We start from the raw sequence: 24,221 nt of genomic DNA, 5'->3' as shown, positions 1-24,221 counted from the left end.
ATTAAAAGTAAGTGTATAGTGGATTCATTATCAGATATGGAGGATTATTATGGCAAAGCAATATGATGTGATAGTAATCGGTGCGGGGCCGGCTGGAATGACTGCGGCTTTGTATGCATCGCGTGCTAATTTGTCGGTGCTGATGCTTGATCGCGGGATTTATGGCGGCCAGATGAATAATACGGCAGCCATCGAAAATTATCCGGGATTTAAGTCCATCCTGGGACCAGATTTAGCAAAAGAAATGTACGAAAGCTCCACTCAATTTGGCGCAGAGTACGCTTACGGAAGCGTCGAATCAATTCGTGACGATGGAGCCACTAAGTTAGTGAAGACCGATATGGGTGAAGAATTTATCGGCAAGGCCATCATCATTGGGACCGGCTCAGAATACAAGAAGCTGGGCGTGCCTGGTGAAGAAGACTTTAGTGGCCGGGGAGTTTCCTACTGTGCGGTATGTGATGGTGCTTTCTTTAAGGGAATGCACTTGATCGTGGTCGGCGGTGGTGACTCAGCGATTGAAGAAGGTATTTACCTAACTCAATTGGCATCGAAAGTTACTGTTATTCACCGGCGGGACCAACTTCGGGCACAAAAAATCAGCCAAGACCGGGCGTTTGCTAACCCCAAGATGGAATTTATTTGGAACAGCAACGTAACCGAGATCGTGGGCGATGATAAGGTTACCGGCGTAAAGGTTAAAAATAACCAAACTGGTGAAGATTCTTTTATTGAAGCTGCGGGAGTATTTATCTACGTTGGGGTAAAGCCAATGACCGCTCCGTTTAAGGACTTGGGCATTTTAGATGAAAACGGCTGGATTCCAACCGACAACCTAATGCACACCAAGGTTCCGGGAATTTTTGCAGTCGGTGACGTACGGAAGAAAAACCTTCGCCAAGTTGCTACGGCAGTTGGAGAAGGTGGCACGGCGGGACAACAAGCTTACGAGTACATTCAATCGTTATCCTAAAAGTGTGAAGTCATTAATCATTTAAGAAAATTATGAAGCCTCCAGAAGCCAGGGAAAACCTTGGTTTCTGGAGGCTTTTTTGGTGAACTGGAGTGGTTTAATAATTAAAAACTTTTTTATGGATTAGCTGTACTTTATAATTATAGGTAATGGCAGAGTGCGATTTTTGGGTAAAACGCTTTCTGAGTGACTAATCGTATTGTATAATAAAAATTAAGTTACTCACACCGAGGAGGAATTTTTTAATGAACTGGGAAGATTCAGTTAAAGAATGGCAAGATTTTGCCGATTTAGATTTTAACTTAAAACAAGAATTAAAAGAATTAGCAAAGGATCCACAAGCGCTAAAAGAGGCTTTTTATGCACCGATGGAATTTGGAACTGCAGGAATGCGGGGAGTAATGGGTCCGGGAATCAACCGGATGAACATTTACACGGTTCGTCAAGCAACGGAAGGTTTAGCTAACTTCATGGACACGCTAAATGCCGAAGACAAGCAACGGGGAGTAGCAATTAGTTTTGACTCCCGTTACCATTCGCAAGAATTTGCTTTAGAAGCTGCGGGTGTTTTAGGCAACCACGACATTCCAACGTTCGTGTTTGATAGTATGCGGCCTACTCCCGAACTTTCTTTTACGGTTCGTGAACTCGATACCTACGCTGGTATTATGATTACGGCTAGCCACAACCCTAAGCAATATAACGGGTATAAAATTTACGGTCCGGATGGCGGGCAAATGCCACCAATGGAATCGGACCGGATTACTGAATACATTCGGAAGGTCACCGATATTTTTGGCGTAAAAGCTTTGACGCAAGGCCAACTCCGTGAAAAGGGCTTAATGACCTTGATCGGCGAAGATATTGACCAGAAATATCTTGCACAAGTAAAGACGGTTTCCATCAACCACGACCTTATTAAAAAATATGGCGCAGATATGAAGTTGATCTATTCGCCACTTCACGGAACTGGAAAGGTAGTCGGCGGCCGTGCCCTTGAAAATGCCGGTTTCAAAGATTACACGATGGTACCAAAGCAAGCCATTGCGGATCCTGAATTTGGCACAACACCATTCCCCAACCCGGAATTTGCCCAAACTTTTGATTTGGCGATTGAGTTAGGTAAAAAGCAACAGGCAGACCTCTTGATTGCGACGGATCCCGACGCAGACCGACTAGGAGCGGCCGTTCGTTTACCAAATGGCGATTACAAGTTATTGACCGGAAATCAAATTGCGGCGGTAATGTTAGAATACATTTTAACCGCCCACGATGAAGCTGGAGACTTACCAAAGAACGCTGCAGCCGTAAAATCAATCGTTTCTAGTGAATTAGCAACCCGGATTGCGGAAGCTCATGGCGTAGAAATGATTGACGTTTTGACCGGATTTAAGTACATTGCCGATCAAATCAAACATTATGAAGAAACCAACGAACACACCTTTATGTTTGGCTTTGAAGAAAGTTACGGCTACCTTGTTCGGCCATTTGTTCGGGATAAGGATGCCATTCAAGGGATTGTACTATTGGCGGAAATTGCCGCTTATTACCGGAGTAAGGGTCAAACCCTTTATGATGGGGTACAAAACCTCTTCACAACGTATGGCTACCATGAAGAAAAAACCATTTCAAAAGACTTCCCTGGTGTGGATGGTAAAGCGAAGATGGCAGCAATCATGGAAAAGGTTCGTGAAGAACGCCCAGACCATTTTGACGACGTTGCGGTGGTTGAAACCCAAGACTTCTTAAGTCAAACTAAGTATGCAGATAATGGCGAAACTTCGCCAATCGAATTGCCAAAGGCGGACGTCTTGAAGTTTAAGTTGGCAGATGGCTCATGGATTGCGATCCGCCCATCCGGAACGGAACCAAAGATTAAGTTCTATATCGGAGCGGTAGGCGAAAGCGAAGAAGCAACTTTGAAGAAGATCGAAAACTATGAAAAGGCGATTGATGGGTTGATAAACTAGAGTGCGCAGGGACCCGGGTAGATTTTGAGGATTAACTGAATATCGGGACTAATCGCAGTTTGAGCGATTGGTCCCGATATTTGGTTAACCGGAGAAAACTGGGTACCGGAGCACGTTTAAACTTATCCATCAATTTGATAACTTGATAAGCAAAGATTCGGCTAACGGCCGGATCTTTTTTAGTTTCTAGCTGTTTTAAAAGGGGTGCTGAGCCAAGTTTGTTCCCCGGCGGAAAACTTTCACATTCCAGTTTATTTGTGATAGTATGTTAACAATTTAAATTTATTTAGGGGGAATTTTTTATGGGGATGCATCAATTTTTTAAAAGTTTAAGTAATTTAGAAACAATTTACCGGGCACCCGGATTTTTTAAGTATCAAAAACATTCGGTTGCGGAACATTCCTTCAAAGTGGCGGAAATTGCTCAATTTTTAGGCGACGTGGAAGAACATGCGGGAAACCAAATTAATTGGCGTTTACTTTATGAAAAATCCCTTAATCACGACTATAACGAACGGTTTATCGGCGACATCAAGACGCCGGTTAAGTATGCCACGGCCGACTTGCGGAAGATGCTGGCGAATGTAGAAGATTCAATGAAGGATAATTTCATTAAAAATGAAATTCCTGCTGAATTCCAAGCTGCTTACGAACGGCGTTTGTCAGAGGGCAAGGATGACACGATCGAAGGCCAGATTTTAGCGGTGGCGGATAAGATTGACCTGCTTTACGAATCGTTTGGTGAAATCCAAAAGGGAAATCCGGAAGACGTTTATACCGACATTTATAAGGAAAGCTTAACCACGATTGTTAAATATAAGGACATGCCGAGTGTGCAATACTTCCTCGAAAAAGTTTTACCCGAATTGTTAAATGAAGAGTTTACGGACCAACTAAAATTAGAAAAAATTAGTCGCACAATTATTCAATAGCAAAAAAATAGCGAAAGTATGTTCGGTGTGATAGAATAGTGGCAGTAACTCAAACGTTAATAATCAAATGGCTGAGAGCCAGAACCTAACGGGGTTCATCTCAGTTTTTTTGTGTGAATGGGGGAAAAATAATGATTGAACGCGAGGAAAATCGGCAGTTCGAACTAGTTTCTAAGTACCAGCCTACCGGAGACCAACCGACGGCGATTAAACAACTAGTTGATGGGATCCAGAAGGGTGAAAAAGAACAGATTCTTTTGGGTGCGACCGGAACTGGAAAGACTTTTACCATTTCAAACGTAATTCAGCAGGTCAACAAGCCGACGCTGATTTTATCACATAACAAGACGCTCGCTGGACAATTGTATGGTGAATTCAAACAATTTTTCCCAAATAACGCAGTTGAGTATTTTGTTAGTTATTACGACTATTACCAACCCGAAGCATACGTGCCTTCTAGTGACACTTATATTGAAAAGGATTCGTCCATTAACGACGAAATCGATGAGCTGCGGCATTCGGCGACAAGCTCGCTATTGGAACGGAACGACGTGATTGTGGTGGCCTCAGTTTCGAGTATCTTTGGTTTAGGGGACCCGCGCGAATATCGCGACCAAGCCTTATCACTACGCGTGGGGCAAGAGATTGACCGTAATCAATTACTCCGAGAATTAGTCGACATTCAATATGAAAGAAATGACATTGATTTTCAACGGGGACGTTTCCGAGTGCACGGCGACGTGGTGGAAATCTTCCCGGCCGCTAACGAAGCCCACTCAATCCGGGTGGAATTCTTTGGCGATGAGATTGACCGGATGCGTGAGATGGACGCTTTAACTGGAGAAATTATTGGTGACCGCGATCATATCACCATTTTCCCGGCAACCCACTTTATGACTAACGAAGACCGGATGGAACACGCTATCGAAGGAATTGAAGCGGAATTAAAGGACCGGCTTGCAGAATTAGAAGGCCAGGGTAAGTTATTGGAAGCCCAACGACTGAAGCAACGGACCACTTACGATATCGAAATGTTGCGAGAAATGGGTTATACCAACGGAATTGAAAACTATTCTCGGCACATGGACGGTCGCAAACCTGGTGAACCACCGTATACGCTACTGGACTTCTTCCCAGACGACTTCCTATTGGTAGTTGACGAATCCCACGTTACCATGCCGCAAGTTCGCGGGATGTACAACGGGGACCGGGCCCGGAAGCAACAATTAATTGACTACGGGTTCCGGTTACCAAGTGCGTTAGATAACCGGCCGTTGAAACTTGAGGAGTTTGAAAAACACGTTCATCAAGTGGTTTATATGTCAGCAACTCCTGGGGACTACGAGACGGCTAGGACGGACCACGTGGTACAACAAATCATTCGGCCAACGGGATTATTGGATCCGACTATTGAAGTGCGGCCAATTATGGGCCAAATGGATGATTTGCTTGGCGAAATTAACCAACGCGTAGAAAAAGACGAACGGGTCTTTGTAACTACCTTGACGAAGAAGATGGCCGAAGACTTAACCGATTATCTAAAGGATATGGGGATTAAAGTGGCCTACCTGCATAGTGACGTAAAGACGCTGGAGCGAACCCGCATTATTCGTGATTTACGACTGGGCAAGTACGACGTCTTGGTCGGAATTAACCTGCTTAGGGAAGGAATTGACGTTCCGGAAGTTTCACTGGTGGCAATTTTAGATGCCGATAAGGAAGGCTTCTTACGTAACACCCGTTCCATGATTCAGGTGGCTGGACGGGCGGCGCGTAACGAACACGGACACGTAATTATGTATGCCGACCACGTTACCCAATCTATGAAGGAAACCATCGACGAAACCGCGCGGCGGCGCTCGATTCAGGAAGCATACAATAAGGAACACGGGATTACCCCGCACACGATTAAGAAAGATATCCGTTCGCTAATCTCAGCTACCACGGAGACGGAAGACGCTGGTGAAAAGGACGACTTTTTGGATGTGGACTTCGCGGATATGGATCGTAAAGACCAAAAAGAAATGATTGAAAGTCTGGAAGACCAAATGCGCGCGGCAGCTAAAGAACTTGATTTCGAAAGGGCTGCTAATCTGCGTGATACGGTATTGGAATTAAAAGCCCAGATTGATTAGGAGGAATTCCGTTTGGTAAATGATAAGATTATCATTCACGGTGCGCGAGCACATAACTTAAAAAATATTGACGTTACCATTCCGAAAAATAAATTAGTGGTGGTAACTGGTTTATCTGGTTCAGGGAAGAGTTCGCTTGCTTTCGATACGCTATACGCGGAGGGGCAGCGTCGTTACGTGGAAAGTTTATCAGCATACGCTCGGCAATTTTTAGGCCAGATGGACAAACCCGACGTAGATTCGATTGACGGGTTGAGCCCGGCAATTTCAATTGACCAAAAAACTACTTCGAAGAACCCCCGGTCCACGGTGGGAACCGTTACGGAAATTAACGATTACCTGCGCTTACTCTGGGCGCGGGTGGGAACTCCCGTCTGTCCAAACGACGGGACGATCATTACTAGCCAAACGGTTGAACAAATGGTGGATCGGGTTATGGAACTTCCTGGACGAACTAAAGTACAAATTATCTCCCCAATCGTGCGCGCTAAAAAAGGGCAACATAAAAAGGTGTTTGCTAGCATCAAGCGGGAAGGTTTTGTGCGGGTTCGGGTTGATGGTGAAACCATGGATGTTGAAGAAGTTCCGGAATTAGAAAAGAGCAAGGCCCATTCCATCGACGTTGTCATTGACCGCATTGTGGTTAAGGAGGGGATTCATTCCCGACTCTTTGACTCATTTGAAGCGGCTTTACGATTAAGTAAAGGATACGCGACCGCCGATGTGATTGGCGGAGACCCCATTCTATTTTCGGAACACTACGCTTGCCCAATTTGTGGATTTACGGTGGGAGAGTTGGAACCCCGGTTGTTTTCATTTAACGCTCCGTTTGGTGCCTGCCCAGATTGTGACGGGCTCGGGGTTAAACTGGAAGTTGATATGGACTTAGTAGTTCCTGATCAGGATAAAACGTTGCGGGAAGGGGCTTTGGCTCCTTGGAATCCAATTAGCTCCCAGTATTATCCAAAATTACTGGAACAGGCGGCGGAAAGTTTTGGGATCGATATGGACACGCCGTTCAAGGACCTACCGAAGGATGCACGGCAACTAATTTTATACGGATCCAAGGGAAAACAATTCCATTTTCATTACGAAAATGACTTTGGAGGAGTGCGGGATGTTGATACCGAATTTGAAGGGGTCATTAATAATGTCAACCGCCGTTATCAAGAAACTAACAGTGACTTCACGCGTGACCAAATGCGGTCATATATGCGGGAGTTAACTTGTCAAACTTGTCACGGTTATCGTCTTAATCGGAAGGCGCGGGCGGTTAAGATTGCCGGTCAACACATTGGTGAGGTTTCTGAATTACCAATCGACCGGTGTACGGCCTTTTTTGAGAAACTTAATTTTTCGGAACAAGACACCGTCATTGCAACGCCAATTTTGAAGGAAATCCGGGACCGGTTGAACTTCTTACGGAACGTGGGGTTGGAATACCTGACCTTAAGTCGGTCGGCACGAACCCTCTCCGGAGGCGAAGCGCAACGGATTCGGTTAGCTACCCAAATTGGTTCGAACTTATCCGGAGTACTATATATCCTGGACGAACCTTCGATTGGGTTGCATCAACGGGATAACGATCGCTTGATTAGTTCCTTGAAAAAGATGCGTGATCTCGGCAACACCTTGATTGTCGTAGAACATGACGAGGATACCATGCGGGCAGCGGACTATTTGATTGATATTGGTCCAGGCGCCGGAGAAAATGGTGGCGAAGTAATGGCCGCGGGGACTCCCAAACAGGTTGAACGCAGTCGTAAATCGCTTACCGGACAATATTTAGCTGGTAAGAAGTCGATTCCGGTCCCTACTGAACGGCGGGATGGTAACGGCTTGGCAATTCAACTAAAGGGCGTTCAAGAAAACAACTTGAAAAACATTGACGTGAAGTTCCCATTAGGAAAGTTTATTGCCGTTACCGGAGTTTCGGGATCCGGTAAGTCTACCCTGGTAAACATGGTGTTGAAACGAGTTTTGGCACAAAAACTTAACCGAAATTCGGAAAAGCCTGGTAAGTATAAGTCGGTTAGCGGAATCAAGAACATTGAAAAGGTTATTAACATTGACCAAACCCCAATTGGACGGACTCCCCGGAGTAATCCGGCAACTTACACGAGTGTGTTTGATGATATTCGCGGACTGTTTGCCCAAACTAACGAAGCTAAGCTACGTGGATACACAAAGGGCCGCTTTAGCTTTAACGTAAAGGGCGGTCGTTGTGAAGCATGTAAGGGTGACGGAATTCTGAAAATTGAAATGAACTTCCTGCCAGACGTTTACGTTCCTTGTGAAGTATGTCATGGCACCCGGTACAATTCTGAAACTTTAGAAGTTAAATATAAGGGGAAGAACATCGCGGAAGTTTTGGATATGACCGTTGAAGAAGCCGCTAAGTTCTTTGCGCCAATTCCTAAAATTGCCCGCAAGCTTCAAACCATCATTGACGTTGGGTTAGGATACGTGCATTTAGGGCAATCCGCAACTACCCTTTCTGGGGGCGAAGCGCAACGGATAAAGTTAGCTGCTGAATTGCATAAAAAAGCTAACGGAAAAAACTTCTATATTTTAGACGAACCAACTACCGGGTTGCATACTGATGACATTAAGCGGTTGTTAGATGTTTTACAACGCCTAGTGGATAATGGCAACACTGTTTTGGTAATTGAACATAATTTAGACGTTATTAAAACAGCAGATCACCTAATTGATTTAGGACCAGAAGGCGGCGACGGTGGCGGACAAATCGTGGCTACCGGAACCCCCGAAGAAATTGCGGAAGTGGCCGAAAGCTATACGGGTCAATATTTGAAACCTGTTTTAGAACGAGATCGCAAGCTACAGAAAAAGTAATTTTATCAAAAATTAAGCGGAAATCAGACCATTAGATTGGTTAGATTTCCGCTTTTTTAGTAGTACCGCGGGGATTTTTGGCGATGACCTTTGGTGGTCGCCAAGTTTTCGTGGTATCATTTAAAAAATGACACGCCCGGATGTGTTATACTGGAGAAGTTGTTACCTTGGAATGGGGGAATCATTATGAACGAATCATTGAAATTGGTAGTGGTAACGGGAATGAGCGGTGCCGGAAAAACTGTCGCAATGCAAAGTTTCGAAGACATGGGCTTCTTTTGCGTTGATAACATGCCGTTAGCACTGTTACCAAAATTTTGGGAATTAATTAAAGAAAATGGCAACATCACCAAAGTTGCCTTAGCAGTTGATTTACGTTCGGATGCATTTTACGAACAAGTCATCACGATGCTGACCGATACCCAAGCACTTTCGGGAATTAATCGTGACATCTTGTTCCTGGATGCTACTAATGAGGAATTAATTGCGCGTTACAAGGAAACTCGGCGGGCACATCCGCTAGCGATGGACGGTCGGGTAGCGGACGGAATTCGCAAAGAACGCGAACTGCTTGCCCCAATCAAGTCGGAGGCCCAGCTGGTGATTGACACTAGTAATTTAACGCCTCGCGAATTAAGAAGTAAAATTTTTAACCAATTTTCAACCAACAAAACGGTTCCTAAATTCCATATTGAAGTAGTTTCGTTTGGCTACAAATACGGGTTACCGATTGACGCAGACATCACTATGGACGTGCGTTTTTTGCCTAACCCATACTACGTGCCGGAACTAAAAAATCAGGTGGGAACCGATCAACCGGTGTACGATTATGTAATGAACCAGCCGGCTACGGAAAAATTTTACCAAGCTTATTTAAAGCTGCTGATGGATATTATGCCGGGGTACCAACAAGAGGGAAAGTCGAATTTGACGATCGCGATTGGCTGTACCGGTGGGCAACATCGTTCAGTAGCGATTGCGGAGCGGTTAGGAAATGATTTAGCTAAGCACTACGTTACTCACATTTCTCACCGAGATGTAAATAAGCGAAAGGAAACGGTAAATCGCTCATGAGTAAAATCAAGGGACCTAAAATCGTGGTAATTGGGGGCGGGACTGGCCTTCCAGTTATCTTAAACGAGCTACACAAACGCAATGCAGACGTGACCGCCATCGTTACGGTGGCAGATGACGGAGGTTCTTCGGGAATCATTCGAGACTACGTTAACGTGGTTCCGCCGGGGGATATCCGGAACGTCATGGTGGCTTTGTCGGACATGCCGCCCGAACTCAAGGACATTTTCCAATACCGCTTTAAAAGTGAAGATAACTTTCTTGCCGGACATGCGATTGGTAATTTAATTATCGCCGCACTTTCTGAAATGCGGGGCGGAATTGACCCTGCAATCCGAGAATTATCGCAAATGCTTCAAATTGAAGGACATATTTATCCGGCAAGTGCTGAACCACTAGTGTTGCACGCTAAGTTTACGGATGGCACGAGCTTAGCAGGTGAATCAGAAATTACCGCGGCCCACAAGGATGTTAAACAGGTTTGGGTCGAAAACAATCCTTGGAGTGAGCATAAAAAGCCGCGGGCCGTTCCAGAAGCCTTAGAAGCTATTGAAGCAGCTGACGAAATTATCCTAGGACCGGGAAGTTTATTCACTAGTATTTTGCCAAACCTAATGATTGAAGACATTCGTAAGGCCGTTTTAGCGACCCAAGCGGAAATTGTTTACATTTGCAACATTATGACTCAAAAAGGCGAAACAATCGGCTTTACCGATGCCGACCACGTCCGCGTTTTAAACCAACATCTAGGTCGAAACTTTGTGGATACCGTGTTGGTTAATACCGAAAAAGTTCCTGAATCGTATATGGATTTCAACCGTTATGACGAAGTTTCCAAACAAGTAATTCATAATTTTAAAGGACTCCGCGAGCAAGGGGTACGAGTAATTTCGGATAACTTTTTGAAACTGCGTGACGGCGGTGCTTTCCATGATGGTGAAAAAGTGGTCGGTGAGCTAATGCACATCTGTAGCAACCCAATTAAGAAACAAGCATAGGAGGTGTGGTCGTGTCTTATGCCAGTGAAGTAAAAAAAGAGCTGACTAGCTTGGAAGTCCACGAACATAACGCAAAGGCTGAATTGATGGCGTTGATCCGGATGAACGGTTCAATTGGGATTAATAATCGGCAGTTAGTGTTAAATACTCAGACGGAAAATCCGGCGATTGCACGGCGGATTTACTCGCTACTAAAAAACTTCTACCACTTAGAAGCAGAGTTAAGTGTGCGTCGTAAGATGAAGCTGAAGAAAAACAATCTTTACATTGTGCGTTTGCGGACGGGCGCTCAGCAACTACTTAACGATTTATCAATTTTAAAAGACGATTTTCAAATTAACGAAACCGTTCCGGAGGGGCTCCTATCAACTGAATCGGAGCTACGCTCATATTTAAGGGGGGCCTTCTTAGCGGGAGGTTCGGTTAATAATCCCGAAACTAGTCGCTATCATTTGGAAATCTATTCGCTTTACGAAGCCCATAATCAAATGATTGCGGATTGGATCAATCAGTACCACCTCAACGCCCGGACAACGGAGCGCCGAAGCGGCTACATTGTTTACCTGAAGGAAGCCGAACATATCGCAGATTTTCTTCAACTAATTGGCGCAACCAATTCAATGTTAAAATTCGAAGATGTTCGAATTATGCGGGATATGCGTAATTCGGTTAATCGGTTGGTAAATTGCGAAAATGCTAATATGAATAAAGTTGCCAACGCTTCGATGAAGCAGATTAATAACATCCAGTACATTGATGAAGTGGTAGGACTCGACGAGTTGCCGCCTAAGCTGCGCGACATCGCGAAGACACGGTTAGCGCACCGGGAAGTTAGTTTGAAAGAGCTTGGCGAACTAGTGCCGGGTGGGCCAATTTCTAAATCGGGGGTTAACCACCGGTTAAGAAAGATTAATCAGTATGCAGAAAAGTTGCGAGCTTAAAGTTTTTCGCAATAAAAAATATTTCTTAAGAACTTTTGCATTGGTTAATACAGGACCAATGAATATAAATTTATCTAAAATACGTGGGGATGGACAGGAATACTGTTAACTTCGCGTATTTTTATTTTGCAAGTAAAATGTGCCAAAAGCGCTACACTACGGACTTTGTAACTATAATGTAAAACGTTTTAATAAACAGATGTGCTATCCTTAAGGGGATATATAAATCAACGCCGAAAAGGTTTGGATATAGGAGAGTAGTTAATATATGGAAATCAAAAAGCATTACAAAATGTTTAAGTCAGGGAAGAAGTGGGCATTCGCAAGTATCGCTACAGCTAGTTTGGGTTTGGTAGCACTCAATACTAATGCTGAAAAAGCACATGCGGATAGCGATGCGCAAGCTAACACTAATTCTGCAAGTCAACTTGATCAACAGACCAAAACGGCTCCGGTTAACGAAAAGCAAGTTACGTTAGCTAAGCCAGCGACTGTCAAAGCTAGTTCAGCTGCCGTTACAGCACAATCAGCAGCCCCAGCTTCTAGCGCTGCTCAATCTGCAGCTAAGGTTAACGCGGATAGTGCTGCAAAGGCTGACCAACATTCTGCTGCAGCAAAAGTTGAAACCAAAGCAACTACTTCTTCAGCAGTAAAACCAGCTAAGGAAGCCGCTTCAGCTAATGCAGTTAAAGCAGCCCCAGCTTCTAGTGCAGCTAAAAAGGTAAGTACTAGTGTAGCTAGTTCTGCAGCTCCAAGCTCGGCAGCAAGCAAGACGGTTACTTCAGCAGCCGTTAAGGATAGCGCAGCTAAGGAAGCCGTATCTTCAGCAGCTAATGTGAAATCAAGTTCTGCCGCAGCTAAAACTTCGGTTAATTCAAGTGCGGTTTCTGAAGCTGCCCAAAAAGACGCTAAAGCGGAAAAAACTGCAGAAAAGAAGACCGATAACTCATCGAAGGACTACACGATTGATAATACATATCGGTTAGCTGATAACGAAGGTAGCGATCAAAAGACTAACAATAAAATTATCGTTGCCCATGCCGTTGGACAATACTCATCTGCTCGCGACGTTGCTATCTACGAAAAACGGGAATGGGATAGTAGTGAAACCTACGTTCAATACATCGTTGGAGATGGCGGACGGGTATACGCCGTTGGAGAAGAAGGGTACGTTGCTTGGGGTGCTGGTAAATGGGCTAACGAAAATGCTCCCGTTCAAGTTGAATTAGCACAAACTTACTCGGATAGCCAATTCAAGAAGGACTACCAAACTTACGTTAACTTACTCCGTGATTCCGCAAAGAAGTGGAATATCCCAACAACTTTGGATAGTGATGAATACACTGGAATTAAGTCACATGTTTGGGTTACCGAACACGTTTGGGGAAATCACGTTGACCCATACGGTTACTTAGGTACTCATGGAATTACCAAGGAACAGTTTGCGCATGATTTGGCATATGGTTTCGGTAATGATGCTGCTAACGACAACCAAAACAATAATCAAAATGATAATCAAAACAACCAAAATAATAACCACCAAAATGACTCTTCAAATAACCATGGCAACCAAAATAACCAAAGCTACCATGTAGGCGACAAGGTTACCATCAAGAACAGTGCTTCTCACTGGGCAACTGGTCAATCCATTTACAATGGGGTTAAGGGGCATACTTACAAGATTATCCAAACTAATGGTCACAAGTTGTTGTTAGATCAAGTAATCAGCTGGATTAACGACGGTGATGTTTACAAGGCGGGTTCTAATTCCGGTTCGTCAAACAATCATAATAATAATCACACTACTAACAATGCGGACATTAAGGTTGGTACCGTGGTTACCATTAACAACAATGCTAGCCACTGGGCAACTGGTCAAAGCATCTACAGTGGTGTAAAGGGCAAGAGCTACAAGGTTATCCAAACTAACGGAAATCGTCTTTTATTGGATAAGGTAATTAGCTGGATTAACAAGGGCGACGTTCACGTTCCCGGTTCGAACTCGAATAACAATAACTCTGGCAACCAAAACCATAATAACGGCAATAACCACAATAATAACGGTAATACAGAATCAATCCACGTTGGCTCAAAAGTTACCATCAATAACAATGCTAAGCGTTGGGCAACTGGTCAAAATATTTATAGCGGTGTAAAGGGTAAGACTTACACGGTTATTCAAATGAACGGTAGCCGGCTATTGTTGGATAAGGTAATCAGCTGGATCAACAAGGGTGATGTTCACCTTCCTGGTTCAAACGGTTCGCAAAATAACAATAACAACAATAATAACCACGCTAATAATAACGATGGTACGATCCGGGTTGGTACAAACGTAACCATCAAGCCGTCTGCTAAACGTTGGGCAACCGGCCAAAACATCTACTACGGCGTAAAGGGTAAGAATTACAAAGTTATCCAAATGAACGGTAACCGCCTCTTGTTAGATAAGGTTATTAGTTGGATTAATAAGGGGGACGTATACGTTCCAGGTTCATCCAATAATAACAATAGCAACAGCAATAATAACCACAACAACGGTAGCAATTACCACTTTACCAACCAAAACTGGACGGCTGCTCAAACTAACTTTGTTAACAGCATTGCAGCAGACGTAATGAACGTTTGCCAAAACAATCATTTATACGCTTCCGTTGCAATGGCACAAGCCGTTGTAGAAAGTGCTTATGGTGCTTCAACTTTGGCTCAAGAAGCACACAACCTCTTTGGAATTAAGGCAGACAGCACGTGGCATGGTGCAACCTATACCAAGAATACTCAAGAAGTTATTAATGGTCGGGTAGTAACTATTTCAGCTGCGTTCAGAAAATACGATTCATTCAAGGATTCGATTGCGGACTACGCTAAGAAATTAGAATCACGTCCACAATACGCAAATGCATTTTCTAACCATGCGCACAACTACGTTGAATCAGTTAAAGCAATCAAAGCTGGCGGTTACGCAACGGCACCTACTTACGTAAGCAGCATTGTTAATTGCATTAATAACTATGGATTCTACAAATTAGATGGCTTGGACTCAGCAATTTCGTTGTAATTTCTGTAGATAAAATTTAATATAGGTGTATAAGCAGAAGAGGCTGGAACGTAATGTTACAGTCTCTTCTTTAATAAGTGAGTGATGGGGGATGAGCAAAAGTGAAGTATAAAGAATATCAATTTGTTCAGCTATGGGACGGCCGAATGGGTACAATTATTAAGACGCTGTCCAGTGGCGGCTATTTAATTGAAGATAATTTCTGGGGTTGGCTAGAAATGAAGAGTAAGGAAGATCCCGAACATTACATTTTCCCAAATACCGATGTAGAACGGCGCTTCTCTGCTTTGGAAGAAGAAATTGAAGGGGAAGCCCGAATGGCCGAAGAATGGTATGAATTTCGGTACAAAGTGATGGTTAGCGGTTTAGGAAATTAAACTATAGATAAAAAAGAGCTTGGAAATCGTTTTTGATTTCCAAGCTCTTTTGCTTTGCAAGTATCAGTAAGATTGCTTACTTAAGGCTTGCGTTCTTTTCCATGATACCGTCGATCAAACCATAATCAACTGCGTCTTGCGCAGAGAGGTAGTTATCCCGTTCCGTATCAAGGTTGATTTTTTCTAGCGGTTGACCAGAATTTTCTGCCAAAATTTTATTTAACTCTTTCCGAGTCTTCAAAATTTGTTCAGCGGCAATTTCAATTTCAGTTTGTTGACCTTGAGCACCACCAGAAGGTTGATGAATCATAACTTCTGAATGAGGCAATGCAAAACGTTTGCCCTTTGTACCAGAAGAAGCTAAAACACTGGCCATCGAAGCAGCCATTCCCATTACGATGGTTTGTACGTCAGCTTTAATGAAGTTCATCGTGTCGTAGATTGCCAATCCAGCAGTAACTACGCCACCTGGAGAGTTGATGTAAAGGTAAATGTCTTTTTCAGAGTCTTGTGCATCAAGGAATAGTAATTGAGAAATGATTGAGTTAGCCAAATCATCGTCAATTGGACCTGATAACATAATAATCCGATCTTTTAATAGTCGTGAGTAAATATCATAAGCACGTTCGCCACGTGATGATTGTTCAATAACGGTTGGAACCAAGTTCATAACTTAGTAGCCTCCTTTTCGGATAAAGATTTAGTATTAATTACTAACCATGGCTTTAGTTTATCTCATTGGTCAAAAAAGGTCAAATGTTTTTGCTCATTCATTAAAATTAATGCTTCAAAAGTACTATCTAGCACCAACAAGGAGTAAAGGATGGGGGAAGAAATGAAAATACTTGTTAAAACCTACGCTGGAATACTAAATACGGGTTTATCATGGATAAAGCGCTATTACTAGTATATAATCGACGTTAAAGAAGGACTTATCAAAATGGTAAGTTGTTTATAAAAAAATATCTGTCATCAGCAATTATTCAAATTACTAATAACAGATATCGGGAACTGAAGATGACAATTACTCGCAATCTCAGTACTTTTACGTTTCAGAATATAAAAAAATGCGCCATCGGGGAGTCGAACCCCGATCTTGAGAACCGGAATCTCACGTGCTATCCATTACACTAACGGCGCTTAACAAAATAAATTTTACATTATGTTGGCAAAAAAAACAAGCTAAAAATAATAGAATTATGGAGAAAAATTTTATGGTAATGAAGCAAGGATTTACGCAGAACCAAACGCAACAGCAAAAGCAAGTGCAGCGTTTGGCAATGACGCAAACACTACAGCAGTCAATTCAAATGCTGCAATACAATGCTGAAGAGTTGCAAAATTTCTTGAAACAAAAAGAAATGGACAACCCCTTAATTACCGTTGAAGTAGCTGAAGAACGGCCTTTAAGCAAGGTGTCGAAAAATTCCGACACGCATGAGACCTTTATGAATCAAATTGCTAGCGATACGGAACAATCATTATTTGATTATTTATTGGATCAAGTCCATCTAACTATGCGGGATACGCCACTAAGGAAGTTGGTTCTTTTCCTATTGGATTACGTTGACCAAAATGGTTATTTGCGAATCACGGAAGACGAAATTAAGCAAAAAACGCAGGCTGATGACATTGCCATCATGGATGCAGTCACGCTTTTGCAGCAACTGGATCCGCCCGGGGTCGGAGCCCGAACTCTGCAAGAATCATTAATGCTCCAAACTGAAAATGACGAGGGTTCGCCTGAGATTGCTTATATGGTCTTAGAAGAGTCGTTTGACGACTTAGTTGACCGTAATTGGGAAAAGATTGCTCAGCGATATGACATTACATTGGCTGAGGTTCAAGAAGTTTTCGACTACGTGCGCACTTTAACCCCAAATCCAGGAGCGGGCTTTGGTAAGCAAGATCGCGGATACATTACGCCAGACTTAATTTTCAAGTTGGAAAATGGCGAACCCCGACTAATCCAATCGAAAGCTTCGCGACCACGGGTCAGTTTTTCACAGGAATACTTTGAACAATTACGTAAAAAGGCTGACGATGAAGTAAGCAGCTACGTAAATGAGAAAAAACGCGAATACGATTGGATTGCCAAAAGCTTGACGCAACGCCAAGATACCATTTTAAGGGTGGGCAAGATAATTTTTGAGCGACAACAAGACTTTTTCCTTCAGAAGAGTAAAGAATTAAGTCCGTTGATGCTACGAGACGTGGCCAACAAATTACATTTACACGAATCGACGGTTTCTCGTGCGGTTAATGGCAAGTATATTGCAACGCCCTTTGGAACCTTCGAATTACGTTCTTTCTTCAGCAATGCGGTTAACCAGACTAGCGACGTCTCCGCCGATGCGGCCAAGCAAAAGATTAAGGCAATTATTGATCAAGAAGATAAGGAAAAGCCCATTTCAGACGCTAAAATTGAAAAGCAGTTAAAGGCGCAGGGGGTCACGATCTCCCGCAGAACGGTCGCTAAGTATCGGGAAGCGTTGGGAATCCCGTCGTCATCAAAACGAAAACGCTATCTGGAAAAATAAGCTTAAAATTAAATAGAATATTTAGGCAGGCAAATTTGCAAAATGATGGGGAGCTTGTTATAATTTGACTTGTAAGTGAGGTATGCAACAAGAATTAGTTCTTATGGTTGTGTGCCATTTATTTTTAAGTTGTTGGGTCGTTTTATGACACAGCTGGACAAATAAAGTCCCATATAGGAGATAACATGGATGATAATGAAATGGATTTATTAGAGTCTGTTGTCCCAGGTTTAATCAGCGAGTTTCTACAAAGATTTGATATTTTAAAATCAATCGACTTGTTGGCTCCAGTTGGTAGACGAGTTTTATCCGAACACTTACATCTAAGCGAGCGGGTTTTACGGTCCCAGACGGACGTGTTAAAGTCTCAAGGGTTGTTAAAGACCTCGCCAGCGGGGATGTCGCTATCGGATGAGGGTCGTCGGGTTATGAACGGATTGGAACCGGTGGCTAATAGATTCTTGGGCTTAACTAGCCAAGAAAAGCAATTAGCGGAACGGTTAAATATCGAACGGTGCTTCATTGTTCGCGGTGATCAAGCGGAGAGCCCGGTCGTTTCCAAGCAACTAGGAATTGTCTTAAATGACGCACTTGCAAAATTATTGCCGGAGGGTAATAATACTATAGTGGTGATGGGCGGATCGACGATGGCGTCGGTAGCGACGAGGCTTAAACCAGAGCTCTCACAGCACCGCCAGTTGATTTTTGTTCCTGGAAGGGGCGGCATTGGCGAATCAGTTTCTAAGCAAGCTAATTCAGTTGCCGCTACGATGGCCAAGCAGACCGCAGGGGAAGCTAAGTCATTATATATTCCGGAACAACTCAGCGAAAGCACATATCACCCGCTACTAAATGAACCAACGGTGAGACCGGTGTTGGACCTAATCGTGCATGCCGGGGTTGCCATCCACGGGATTGGCCGAGCAGATGCGATGGCTCAAAGACGAGGAGTTAACTCCGAAATCAAGAGTTATTTGCGGAAGGCGCGGGCCGTGGGAGAAGCGTTCGGCTCTTTCTATAATAAGGAAGGTCGGATCTTATATCAGGTTCATCGCATTGGACTCCAATTACAGGATGTCCAGCATTTCAATCATGTATTTGCCGTGGCCGGTGGTCATGACAAGGCTCAAGCGATTGAGTCGTACATGAAAATTGCACCGCATCAGACAATTTTAATTACTGATGAAGGTGCCGCAAACGTGATTTTAAAAAAGTGAGGCCAATTGTGACTGAACTTTTTAAAATAAATTATTTTTTTAGATTCCTAAAGGAGGAAATCTTAGTATGACTGTAAAGATTGGTATTAATGGTTTTGGACGTATCGGTCGTTTGGCATTCCGTCGTATCCACGAATTGGGTGCAAAGTCAAATGATATCGAAGTAGTTGCTATCAACGATTTGACAAGTCCTGCATTATTAGCACACTTGCTCAAATATGATTCAACACATGGTACTTTCCCTGGCGAAGTTAGCGCAACAGATGACGCTATCGTTGTTGATGGTAAGAAGTACCACGTTTACGCAGAACCTCAAGCTCAAAACATTCCTTGGGTTAAGGAAGACGGCGTAGACTTCGTACTTGAATGTACAGGTTTCTACACATCAAAAGAAAAGTCACAAGCTCACTTAGACGCTGGTGCAAAACGTGTATTGATCTCAGCTCCTGCTGGTTCAGACCTTAAGACAGTTGTTTACAACGTAAACGATGATGTTTTAACTGCTGACGACCGCATCGTTTCAGCTGGTTCATGTACAACAAACTGCTTGGCACCAATGGCATACTTCTTGAACAAAGAATTTGGTCTTGAAGTTGGTACAATGACAACAATCCATGCTTACACAAGTACACAAATGATCCTTGACGGCCCTGTTCGTGGTGGAAACTTCCGTTCTGCACGTGCTGCTGCAGCTAACACAATTCCTCACTCAACTGGTGCTGCTAAGGCTATCGGCCTTGTTATCCCAGAATTGAACGGTAAATTACAAGGACATGCACAACGTGTTCCTGTTGTTGACGGTTCATTAACAGAACTTGTTTCAATTCTTGACAAGGATGTTACAGCTGAAGAAGTTAATGCTGCAATCAAGAAGCATACAGAAGGCAACGAATCATTTGGTTGGAACGAAGACGAAGTAGTATCAAGCGACATCATTGGTACAACTTACGGTTCAATCTTCGACCCAACACAAACAGAAGTTACAAAGGCTGGCGACAAGCAATTAGTTAAGACTGTTGCTTGGTACGACAACGAATACGGCTTCACTTGCCAAATGGTACGTACTTTATTGAAATTTGCTACTCTTTAAGATTAAATTCTTAAATATTTGTAGATTTCAAACCGTCTAATCGGTCTTGGAGACGGAGGGAGGTCACTTCCTCCGTCTCTTTTTTTAAGAAAAAATAATTTATTGCTCACTTAAAAGGAGGAATTATCTTGGCTAAATTAACAGTTTCAGATTTAGATGTTAAAGGCAAGAAAGTTTTGATGCGCGTTGATTTCAACGTGCCAGTTAAAAATGGTGTGATCGGTGACGATAACCGTATCGTAGCCGCACTACCAACCATCAAATACATCATTGAAAATGGTGGAAAGGCAATCCTCTTCTCTCACTTAGGTCGGATCAAGAAGGAAGAAGACAAGAAAGAATTGACTCTTCGTCCAGTTGCTCAACGTCTTTCAGACTTGCTTGGCAAGCCAGTTACTTTTGTTCCCGTAACTCGCGGTGCACAATTAGAAGACGCAGTTAACGGCTTGAACGACGGTGACGTATTGTTATTCGAAAACACACGTTTCGAAGACCTTGACGGCAAGAAGGAAAGTGGCAACGATCCTGAATTAGGTAAGTACTGGGCATCACTTGGCGACATGTTCGTTAACGATGCATTTGGTACAGCACACCGTTCACACGCATCAAACGTTGGTGTTGCTACAGCAATGAAGGCAGAAGGCAAGAAAGTTGCTGCTGGTTTCTTAATGGAAAAGGAAATCAAGTTCTTAGGTGAAGCTGTTGACGATCCTAAGCGCCCATTCGTTGCAATCTTAGGTGGTGCTAAGGTTTCTGACAAGATTGGTGTTATCGACCACTTACTTGACAAAGCTGACAAAGTTATCATCGGCGGTGGTATGACATACACATTCTACGCTGCAAAAGGCATGAGCATTGGTAACTCTCTTGTTGAAGCTGACAAGATTGACGTTGCTAAAGAAATCCTTGCTAAGGGTGGCGACAAGATCGTTCTTCCTGTAGACAGTGTTGTTGCTGAAAAATTTGACAACGATGTTCCTCACAAAGTTGTTGAAGGTGACATTCCTGACGGTTACATGGCTCTTGATATTGGACCTAAGTCAGTTGCTGAATTCAAGGACGTTCTTAAAGACGCTAAGACCGTTGTATGGAACGGACCAATGGGTGTATTCGAAATGAGCAACTACGCTAAGGGTACTCTTGAAGTTGGTAAGTTCTTAGGAACTCTATCAGACGCAACAACCATCGTTGGTGGTGGTGACTCAACTGCCGCTGTTAAGCAATTAGGCGTTGGCGACCAATTGACACACATCTCAACTGGTGGTGGCGCATCACTTGAATACCTTGAAGGTAAAGAACTTCCAGGTATCGCTGCAATTTCTAACAAATAATTAACTTGAATGGGGTCGGGAATCCACAGGGATTGCTAATCCCGTTCGGTTACATATTTTGTGATTAAGAAAGGATGTTTTATTTTGCGTACTCCAATTATTGCTGGAAACTGGAAAATGAATAAGAACCCCCAAGAAACACAAGAATTCTTGGAAGGTATCAAGGGCAAATTACCAGATGCTTCAGTTGTAGAATCAGTAATCGCTGCTCCTGCAATTGATTTAAACACTTTAGTACAATTCTCTAAAGATGAACAACTAAAGACTGCTGCTGAAAACTGCTACTTCGAAGATGAAGGTGCTTTTACTGGTGAAACTAGTCCAAAAGCATTGTCTGAAATGGGCGTTAACTACGTAGTTATCGGTCACTCAGAACGTCGTCAATACTTCAAAGAAACTGACGAAGACATCAACAAGAAGGCTAAGGCAATCTTCAAGAACAACATGAAGCCAATTATCTGCTGTGGTGAAACGCTTGAACAACGCGAAGCTGGCGAAACTAACGAATGGGTTGCTGGCCAAGTTACTAACGCTCTTAAAGACTTGTCTGCTGAACAAGTTGCTAACACCGTAATTGCTTACGAACCAATCTGGGCAATCGGTACTGGTAAGACTGCTTCAAGTGACCAAGCACAAGAAGTTTGCCACGTAATCCGTGAAACGGTTGCTAAGTTATACGACCAAACCGTTGCTGACAAAGTTCGTATCCAATATGGTGGTAGTGTTAAGCCTGCAAACATCGCTGAATTGATGAGCAAAGAAGACATCGATGGTGGCCTTGTTGGTGGTGCTTCACTCGATCCAGAATCATTCCTACAATTAGTTAACTACCAGGGTTAATTTAATTCTAGAAATATAATATAATGGTAACTGCATAAGCAGATTATAAAATGTGAGGAGATATTAAAATGTCACTTATTACTGATATTTATGCACGCGAAGTCTTAGACTCACGTGGTAACCCAACTGTTGAAGTTGAAGTTTACACAGAAGACGGCGGCTTTGGTCGCGGAATCGTTCCTTCAGGTGCTTCAACTGGTGAACACGAAGCTGTTGAACTTCGTGACGGCGACAAGAACCGTTACGAAGGCAAGGGTGTTGAAAAGGCTGTTGCTAACGTTAACGGCCCAATTGCTAAGGAAATTGTTGGTTTTGAAGTAACTGACCAAATCGCAATTGACAAGGCAATGATCAAGTTAGACGGTACTCCTAACAAAGGTAAGTTAGGTGCTAACGCTATCTTAGGTGTTTCTTTAGCGGTTGCTCGTGCTGCTGCTGACGAACTCCAAATTCCACTTTACAACTACATTGGCGGATCAAACGCACACGTTCTTCCTACACCAATGATGAACGTTATCAACGGTGGTGCTCACTCAGATAACAAAGTGGACTTCCAAGAATTCATGATTATGCCTGTTGGTGCTCCTTCTGTTAAGGAAGCTATCCGGATGGGTTCAGAAACATTCCACGCATTGAAGAGTCTTTTAGCTGCTGACGGCAAAGCTACTTCAGTTGGTGACGAAGGTGGTTTCGCTCCTGACTTTGCTAACAACGAAGAACCTCTTCAATACTTGATCAAAGCGATCGAAAAAGCTGGTTACAAGCCAGGTAAAGACGTAGCAATCGCTGTTGACGTTGCTGCTTCAGAACTTTGGAACGACGATGACAAGAAGTACAAGCTTCGCTGGTCAACTGGTGAAGAATTCACTACTGAAGAATTCGTTAAGTACCTTGAAGGCTTAGTAAACAAATACCCAATCATTTCAATCGAAGACCCAATTGACGAAAACAACTGGGAAGACTGGGCAAGCATCACAAAAGAACTTGGCAAGAAAGTTCAACTTGTTGGTGACGACTTCTTCGTTACAAACACTGAATACCTTGCAAAAGGTATCAAGATGGGTGCTGCTAACTCAATCCTTATCAAGGTTAACCAAATCGGTACACTTACAGAAACAATGGAAGCTATCGAAATGGCTAAGGAAGCTGGTTACACAGCTATCGTATCTCACCGTTCAGGTGAAACAGAAGATACAACAATCGCTGACTTGGTTGTTGCTACAAACGCTGGCCAAATTAAGACTGGTTCAATGAGTCGTACAGACCGCATTGCTAAGTACAACCAATTAATGCGGATTGAAGACCAACTCGAAGGCGTTGCAGAATACAAGGGTATCCACTCATTCTACAACCTTAGTGCACAAGCACGCGAAGATATTACAAACAAGTAATTCATTTCGAGTGATCTAAGAGAAGGATGGACATTTTGTCCATCCTTTTTTTATTGTTTAAATTGGAATTCACCCGTAAGTATGTTAAATTAATACTAGAACTTATTTAGAATACAAAGGAGGTCATCTTGTGTACTCACTTTTGATGACAATTCTATTGATTCTGTCAGTGGTCATAATCATTGCGGTTATGATGCAACCGGCAAAGACTGATAATGCGATGTCTTCATTGACAGGTGGGGCTGGTGACCTATTCTCAAAGCAAAAGTCACGTGGATTTGAAGCGTTCATGCAAAGAGTAACGGCAGTCTTGCTTTTCTTGTTTTTTGCTATCACCATTGCAATGGTTTACGTATCGGCCCATTAAAAGCGATCGTATCTAACAAAAAAATTGCATTTAGCGAAGTCCTAAGGCATTTTTGGGACGGATTAGGAATGGCTAAAGACAAAATCGAGCATGGTTTTGTCTTTAGCTTTTTTATTTAATACTATGAATTT

The 24,221-nt window shown here is 43.1% G+C and carries 18 protein-coding genes and 1 tRNA gene; 17 read left to right on the top strand and 2 right to left on the bottom strand.

What is annotated here, in order from left to right; translation table 11 throughout:
* Positions 1-49: 49 nt before the first annotated feature.
* The 10 genes from trxB to I6H64_RS06690 all read left to right on the top strand — a co-directional run bounded on the left by trxB (position 50) and on the right by I6H64_RS06690 (position 15,314).
* A complete protein-coding gene (gene trxB, locus I6H64_RS06735; RefSeq protein ID WP_008841833.1) occupies positions 50-973 on the top strand; it encodes a thioredoxin-disulfide reductase in 924 nt (307 codons plus the stop codon).
* 245 nt (positions 974-1,218) lie between these two features.
* Positions 1,219-2,943: a phospho-sugar mutase gene (locus I6H64_RS06730; protein ID WP_008841832.1), complete on the top strand. Its 1,725-nt coding sequence runs from the start codon at positions 1,219-1,221 to the stop codon at positions 2,941-2,943.
* Positions 2,944-3,245: 302 nt separating this feature from the next.
* Positions 3,246-3,875: an HD domain-containing protein gene (locus I6H64_RS06725; RefSeq protein WP_002829927.1), complete on the top strand. Its 630-nt coding sequence runs from the start codon at positions 3,246-3,248 to the stop codon at positions 3,873-3,875.
* Positions 3,876-4,006: 131 nt separating this feature from the next.
* Complete coding sequence (uvrB, locus tag I6H64_RS06720; protein WP_005916189.1) at positions 4,007-6,010, top strand: excinuclease ABC subunit UvrB; 2,004 nt, start codon at positions 4,007-4,009, stop codon at positions 6,008-6,010.
* 12 nt (positions 6,011-6,022) lie between these two features.
* A complete protein-coding gene (gene uvrA / locus I6H64_RS06715) occupies positions 6,023-8,866 on the top strand; it encodes an excinuclease ABC subunit UvrA (protein WP_008841829.1) in 2,844 nt (947 codons plus the stop codon).
* Between the two features lie 186 nt (positions 8,867-9,052).
* Positions 9,053-9,940, top strand: coding sequence for an RNase adapter RapZ (rapZ, locus tag I6H64_RS06710; protein WP_005917387.1), 888 nt, complete (start codon positions 9,053-9,055; stop codon positions 9,938-9,940).
* A complete protein-coding gene (locus tag I6H64_RS06705; protein WP_008841827.1) occupies positions 9,937-10,938 on the top strand; it encodes a gluconeogenesis factor YvcK family protein in 1,002 nt (333 codons plus the stop codon). Before rapZ ends, I6H64_RS06705 begins: the two co-directional genes overlap by 4 nt.
* Before the next feature lie 11 nt (positions 10,939-10,949).
* Entirely contained in the window at positions 10,950-11,879 is a 930-nt protein-coding gene (gene whiA / locus I6H64_RS06700) for a DNA-binding protein WhiA (RefSeq protein ID WP_002831129.1), read from the top strand.
* Positions 11,880-12,147: 268 nt separating this feature from the next.
* Positions 12,148-14,937: a glucosaminidase domain-containing protein gene (locus I6H64_RS06695; protein WP_008841826.1), complete on the top strand. Its 2,790-nt coding sequence runs from the start codon at positions 12,148-12,150 to the stop codon at positions 14,935-14,937.
* A gap of 101 nt (positions 14,938-15,038) precedes the next feature.
* Positions 15,039-15,314, top strand: coding sequence for a hypothetical protein (locus tag I6H64_RS06690; RefSeq protein WP_005919254.1), 276 nt, complete (start codon positions 15,039-15,041; stop codon positions 15,312-15,314).
* 76 nt (positions 15,315-15,390) lie between these two features.
* Here the strand turns inward: I6H64_RS06690 and clpP are convergent, their stop codons facing one another.
* The gene (gene clpP / locus I6H64_RS06685) at positions 15,391-15,984 is read right to left on the bottom strand and encodes an ATP-dependent Clp endopeptidase proteolytic subunit ClpP (RefSeq protein ID WP_002829919.1); all 594 of its coding nucleotides are present in this window, start codon (positions 15,982-15,984) and stop codon (positions 15,391-15,393) included.
* Between the two features lie 398 nt (positions 15,985-16,382).
* Positions 16,383-16,454, bottom strand: a tRNA-Arg gene (locus I6H64_RS06680).
* 74 nt (positions 16,455-16,528) lie between these two features.
* Here I6H64_RS06680 and rpoN point away from each other — a divergent pair.
* The 7 genes from rpoN (at position 16,529) to secG (ending at position 24,090) form a co-directional block, all read left to right on the top strand.
* Positions 16,529-17,854 (top strand): RNA polymerase factor sigma-54, encoded by a 1,326-nt coding sequence (rpoN, locus tag I6H64_RS06675; protein ID WP_056985058.1) that lies wholly within the window; start codon positions 16,529-16,531, stop codon positions 17,852-17,854.
* A gap of 185 nt (positions 17,855-18,039) precedes the next feature.
* Positions 18,040-19,071, top strand: coding sequence for a sugar-binding transcriptional regulator (locus I6H64_RS06670; RefSeq protein WP_002829917.1), 1,032 nt, complete (start codon positions 18,040-18,042; stop codon positions 19,069-19,071).
* 67 nt (positions 19,072-19,138) lie between these two features.
* A complete protein-coding gene (gap, locus tag I6H64_RS06665) occupies positions 19,139-20,161 on the top strand; it encodes a type I glyceraldehyde-3-phosphate dehydrogenase (RefSeq protein WP_005919245.1) in 1,023 nt (340 codons plus the stop codon).
* 128 nt (positions 20,162-20,289) lie between these two features.
* Positions 20,290-21,492 (top strand): phosphoglycerate kinase, encoded by a 1,203-nt coding sequence (locus I6H64_RS06660; RefSeq protein ID WP_008841824.1) that lies wholly within the window; start codon positions 20,290-20,292, stop codon positions 21,490-21,492.
* A gap of 84 nt (positions 21,493-21,576) precedes the next feature.
* Positions 21,577-22,332: a triose-phosphate isomerase gene (gene tpiA, locus I6H64_RS06655; protein WP_002831135.1), complete on the top strand. Its 756-nt coding sequence runs from the start codon at positions 21,577-21,579 to the stop codon at positions 22,330-22,332.
* Between the two features lie 68 nt (positions 22,333-22,400).
* Positions 22,401-23,723, top strand: a complete 1,323-nt coding sequence (gene eno / locus I6H64_RS06650; RefSeq protein ID WP_002829911.1) for a phosphopyruvate hydratase — start codon at positions 22,401-22,403, stop codon at positions 23,721-23,723.
* 130 nt (positions 23,724-23,853) lie between these two features.
* Positions 23,854-24,090, top strand: coding sequence for a preprotein translocase subunit SecG (gene secG / locus I6H64_RS06645; RefSeq protein ID WP_002829910.1), 237 nt, complete (start codon positions 23,854-23,856; stop codon positions 24,088-24,090).
* The last annotated feature ends 131 nt before the right edge of the window (positions 24,091-24,221 follow it).

This window comes from Pediococcus acidilactici (assembly GCF_016127815.1).
Classification (GTDB): domain Bacteria; phylum Bacillota; class Bacilli; order Lactobacillales; family Lactobacillaceae; genus Pediococcus; species Pediococcus acidilactici.
The sequence above is the reverse complement of the archived record's forward strand: the minus strand, read 5'-3'. Positions and strand labels throughout refer to the sequence as shown.

Bases quoted from the DNA above. Each gene is read 5' to 3' on its own strand.
- trxB (WP_008841833.1), top strand. From the start codon at position 50: ATGGCAAAGCAATATGATGTGATAGTAATCGGTGCGGGGCCGGCTGGA.
- I6H64_RS06730 (WP_008841832.1), top strand. From the start codon at position 1,219: ATGAACTGGGAAGATTCAGTTAAAGAATGGCAAGATTTTGCCGATTTA.
- I6H64_RS06725 (WP_002829927.1), top strand. From the start codon at position 3,246: ATGGGGATGCATCAATTTTTTAAAAGTTTAAGTAATTTAGAAACAATT.
- uvrB (WP_005916189.1), top strand. From the start codon at position 4,007: ATGATTGAACGCGAGGAAAATCGGCAGTTCGAACTAGTTTCTAAGTAC.
- rapZ (WP_005917387.1), top strand. From the start codon at position 9,053: ATGAACGAATCATTGAAATTGGTAGTGGTAACGGGAATGAGCGGTGCC.
- I6H64_RS06705 (WP_008841827.1), top strand. From the start codon at position 9,937: ATGAGTAAAATCAAGGGACCTAAAATCGTGGTAATTGGGGGCGGGACT.
- I6H64_RS06695 (WP_008841826.1), top strand. From the start codon at position 12,148: ATGGAAATCAAAAAGCATTACAAAATGTTTAAGTCAGGGAAGAAGTGG.
- clpP (WP_002829919.1), bottom strand. From the start codon at position 15,984: ATGAACTTGGTTCCAACCGTTATTGAACAATCATCACGTGGCGAACGT.
- rpoN (WP_056985058.1), top strand. From the start codon at position 16,529: ATGGTAATGAAGCAAGGATTTACGCAGAACCAAACGCAACAGCAAAAG.
- I6H64_RS06670 (WP_002829917.1), top strand. From the start codon at position 18,040: ATGGATGATAATGAAATGGATTTATTAGAGTCTGTTGTCCCAGGTTTA.
- gap (WP_005919245.1), top strand. From the start codon at position 19,139: ATGACTGTAAAGATTGGTATTAATGGTTTTGGACGTATCGGTCGTTTG.
- eno (WP_002829911.1), top strand. From the start codon at position 22,401: ATGTCACTTATTACTGATATTTATGCACGCGAAGTCTTAGACTCACGT.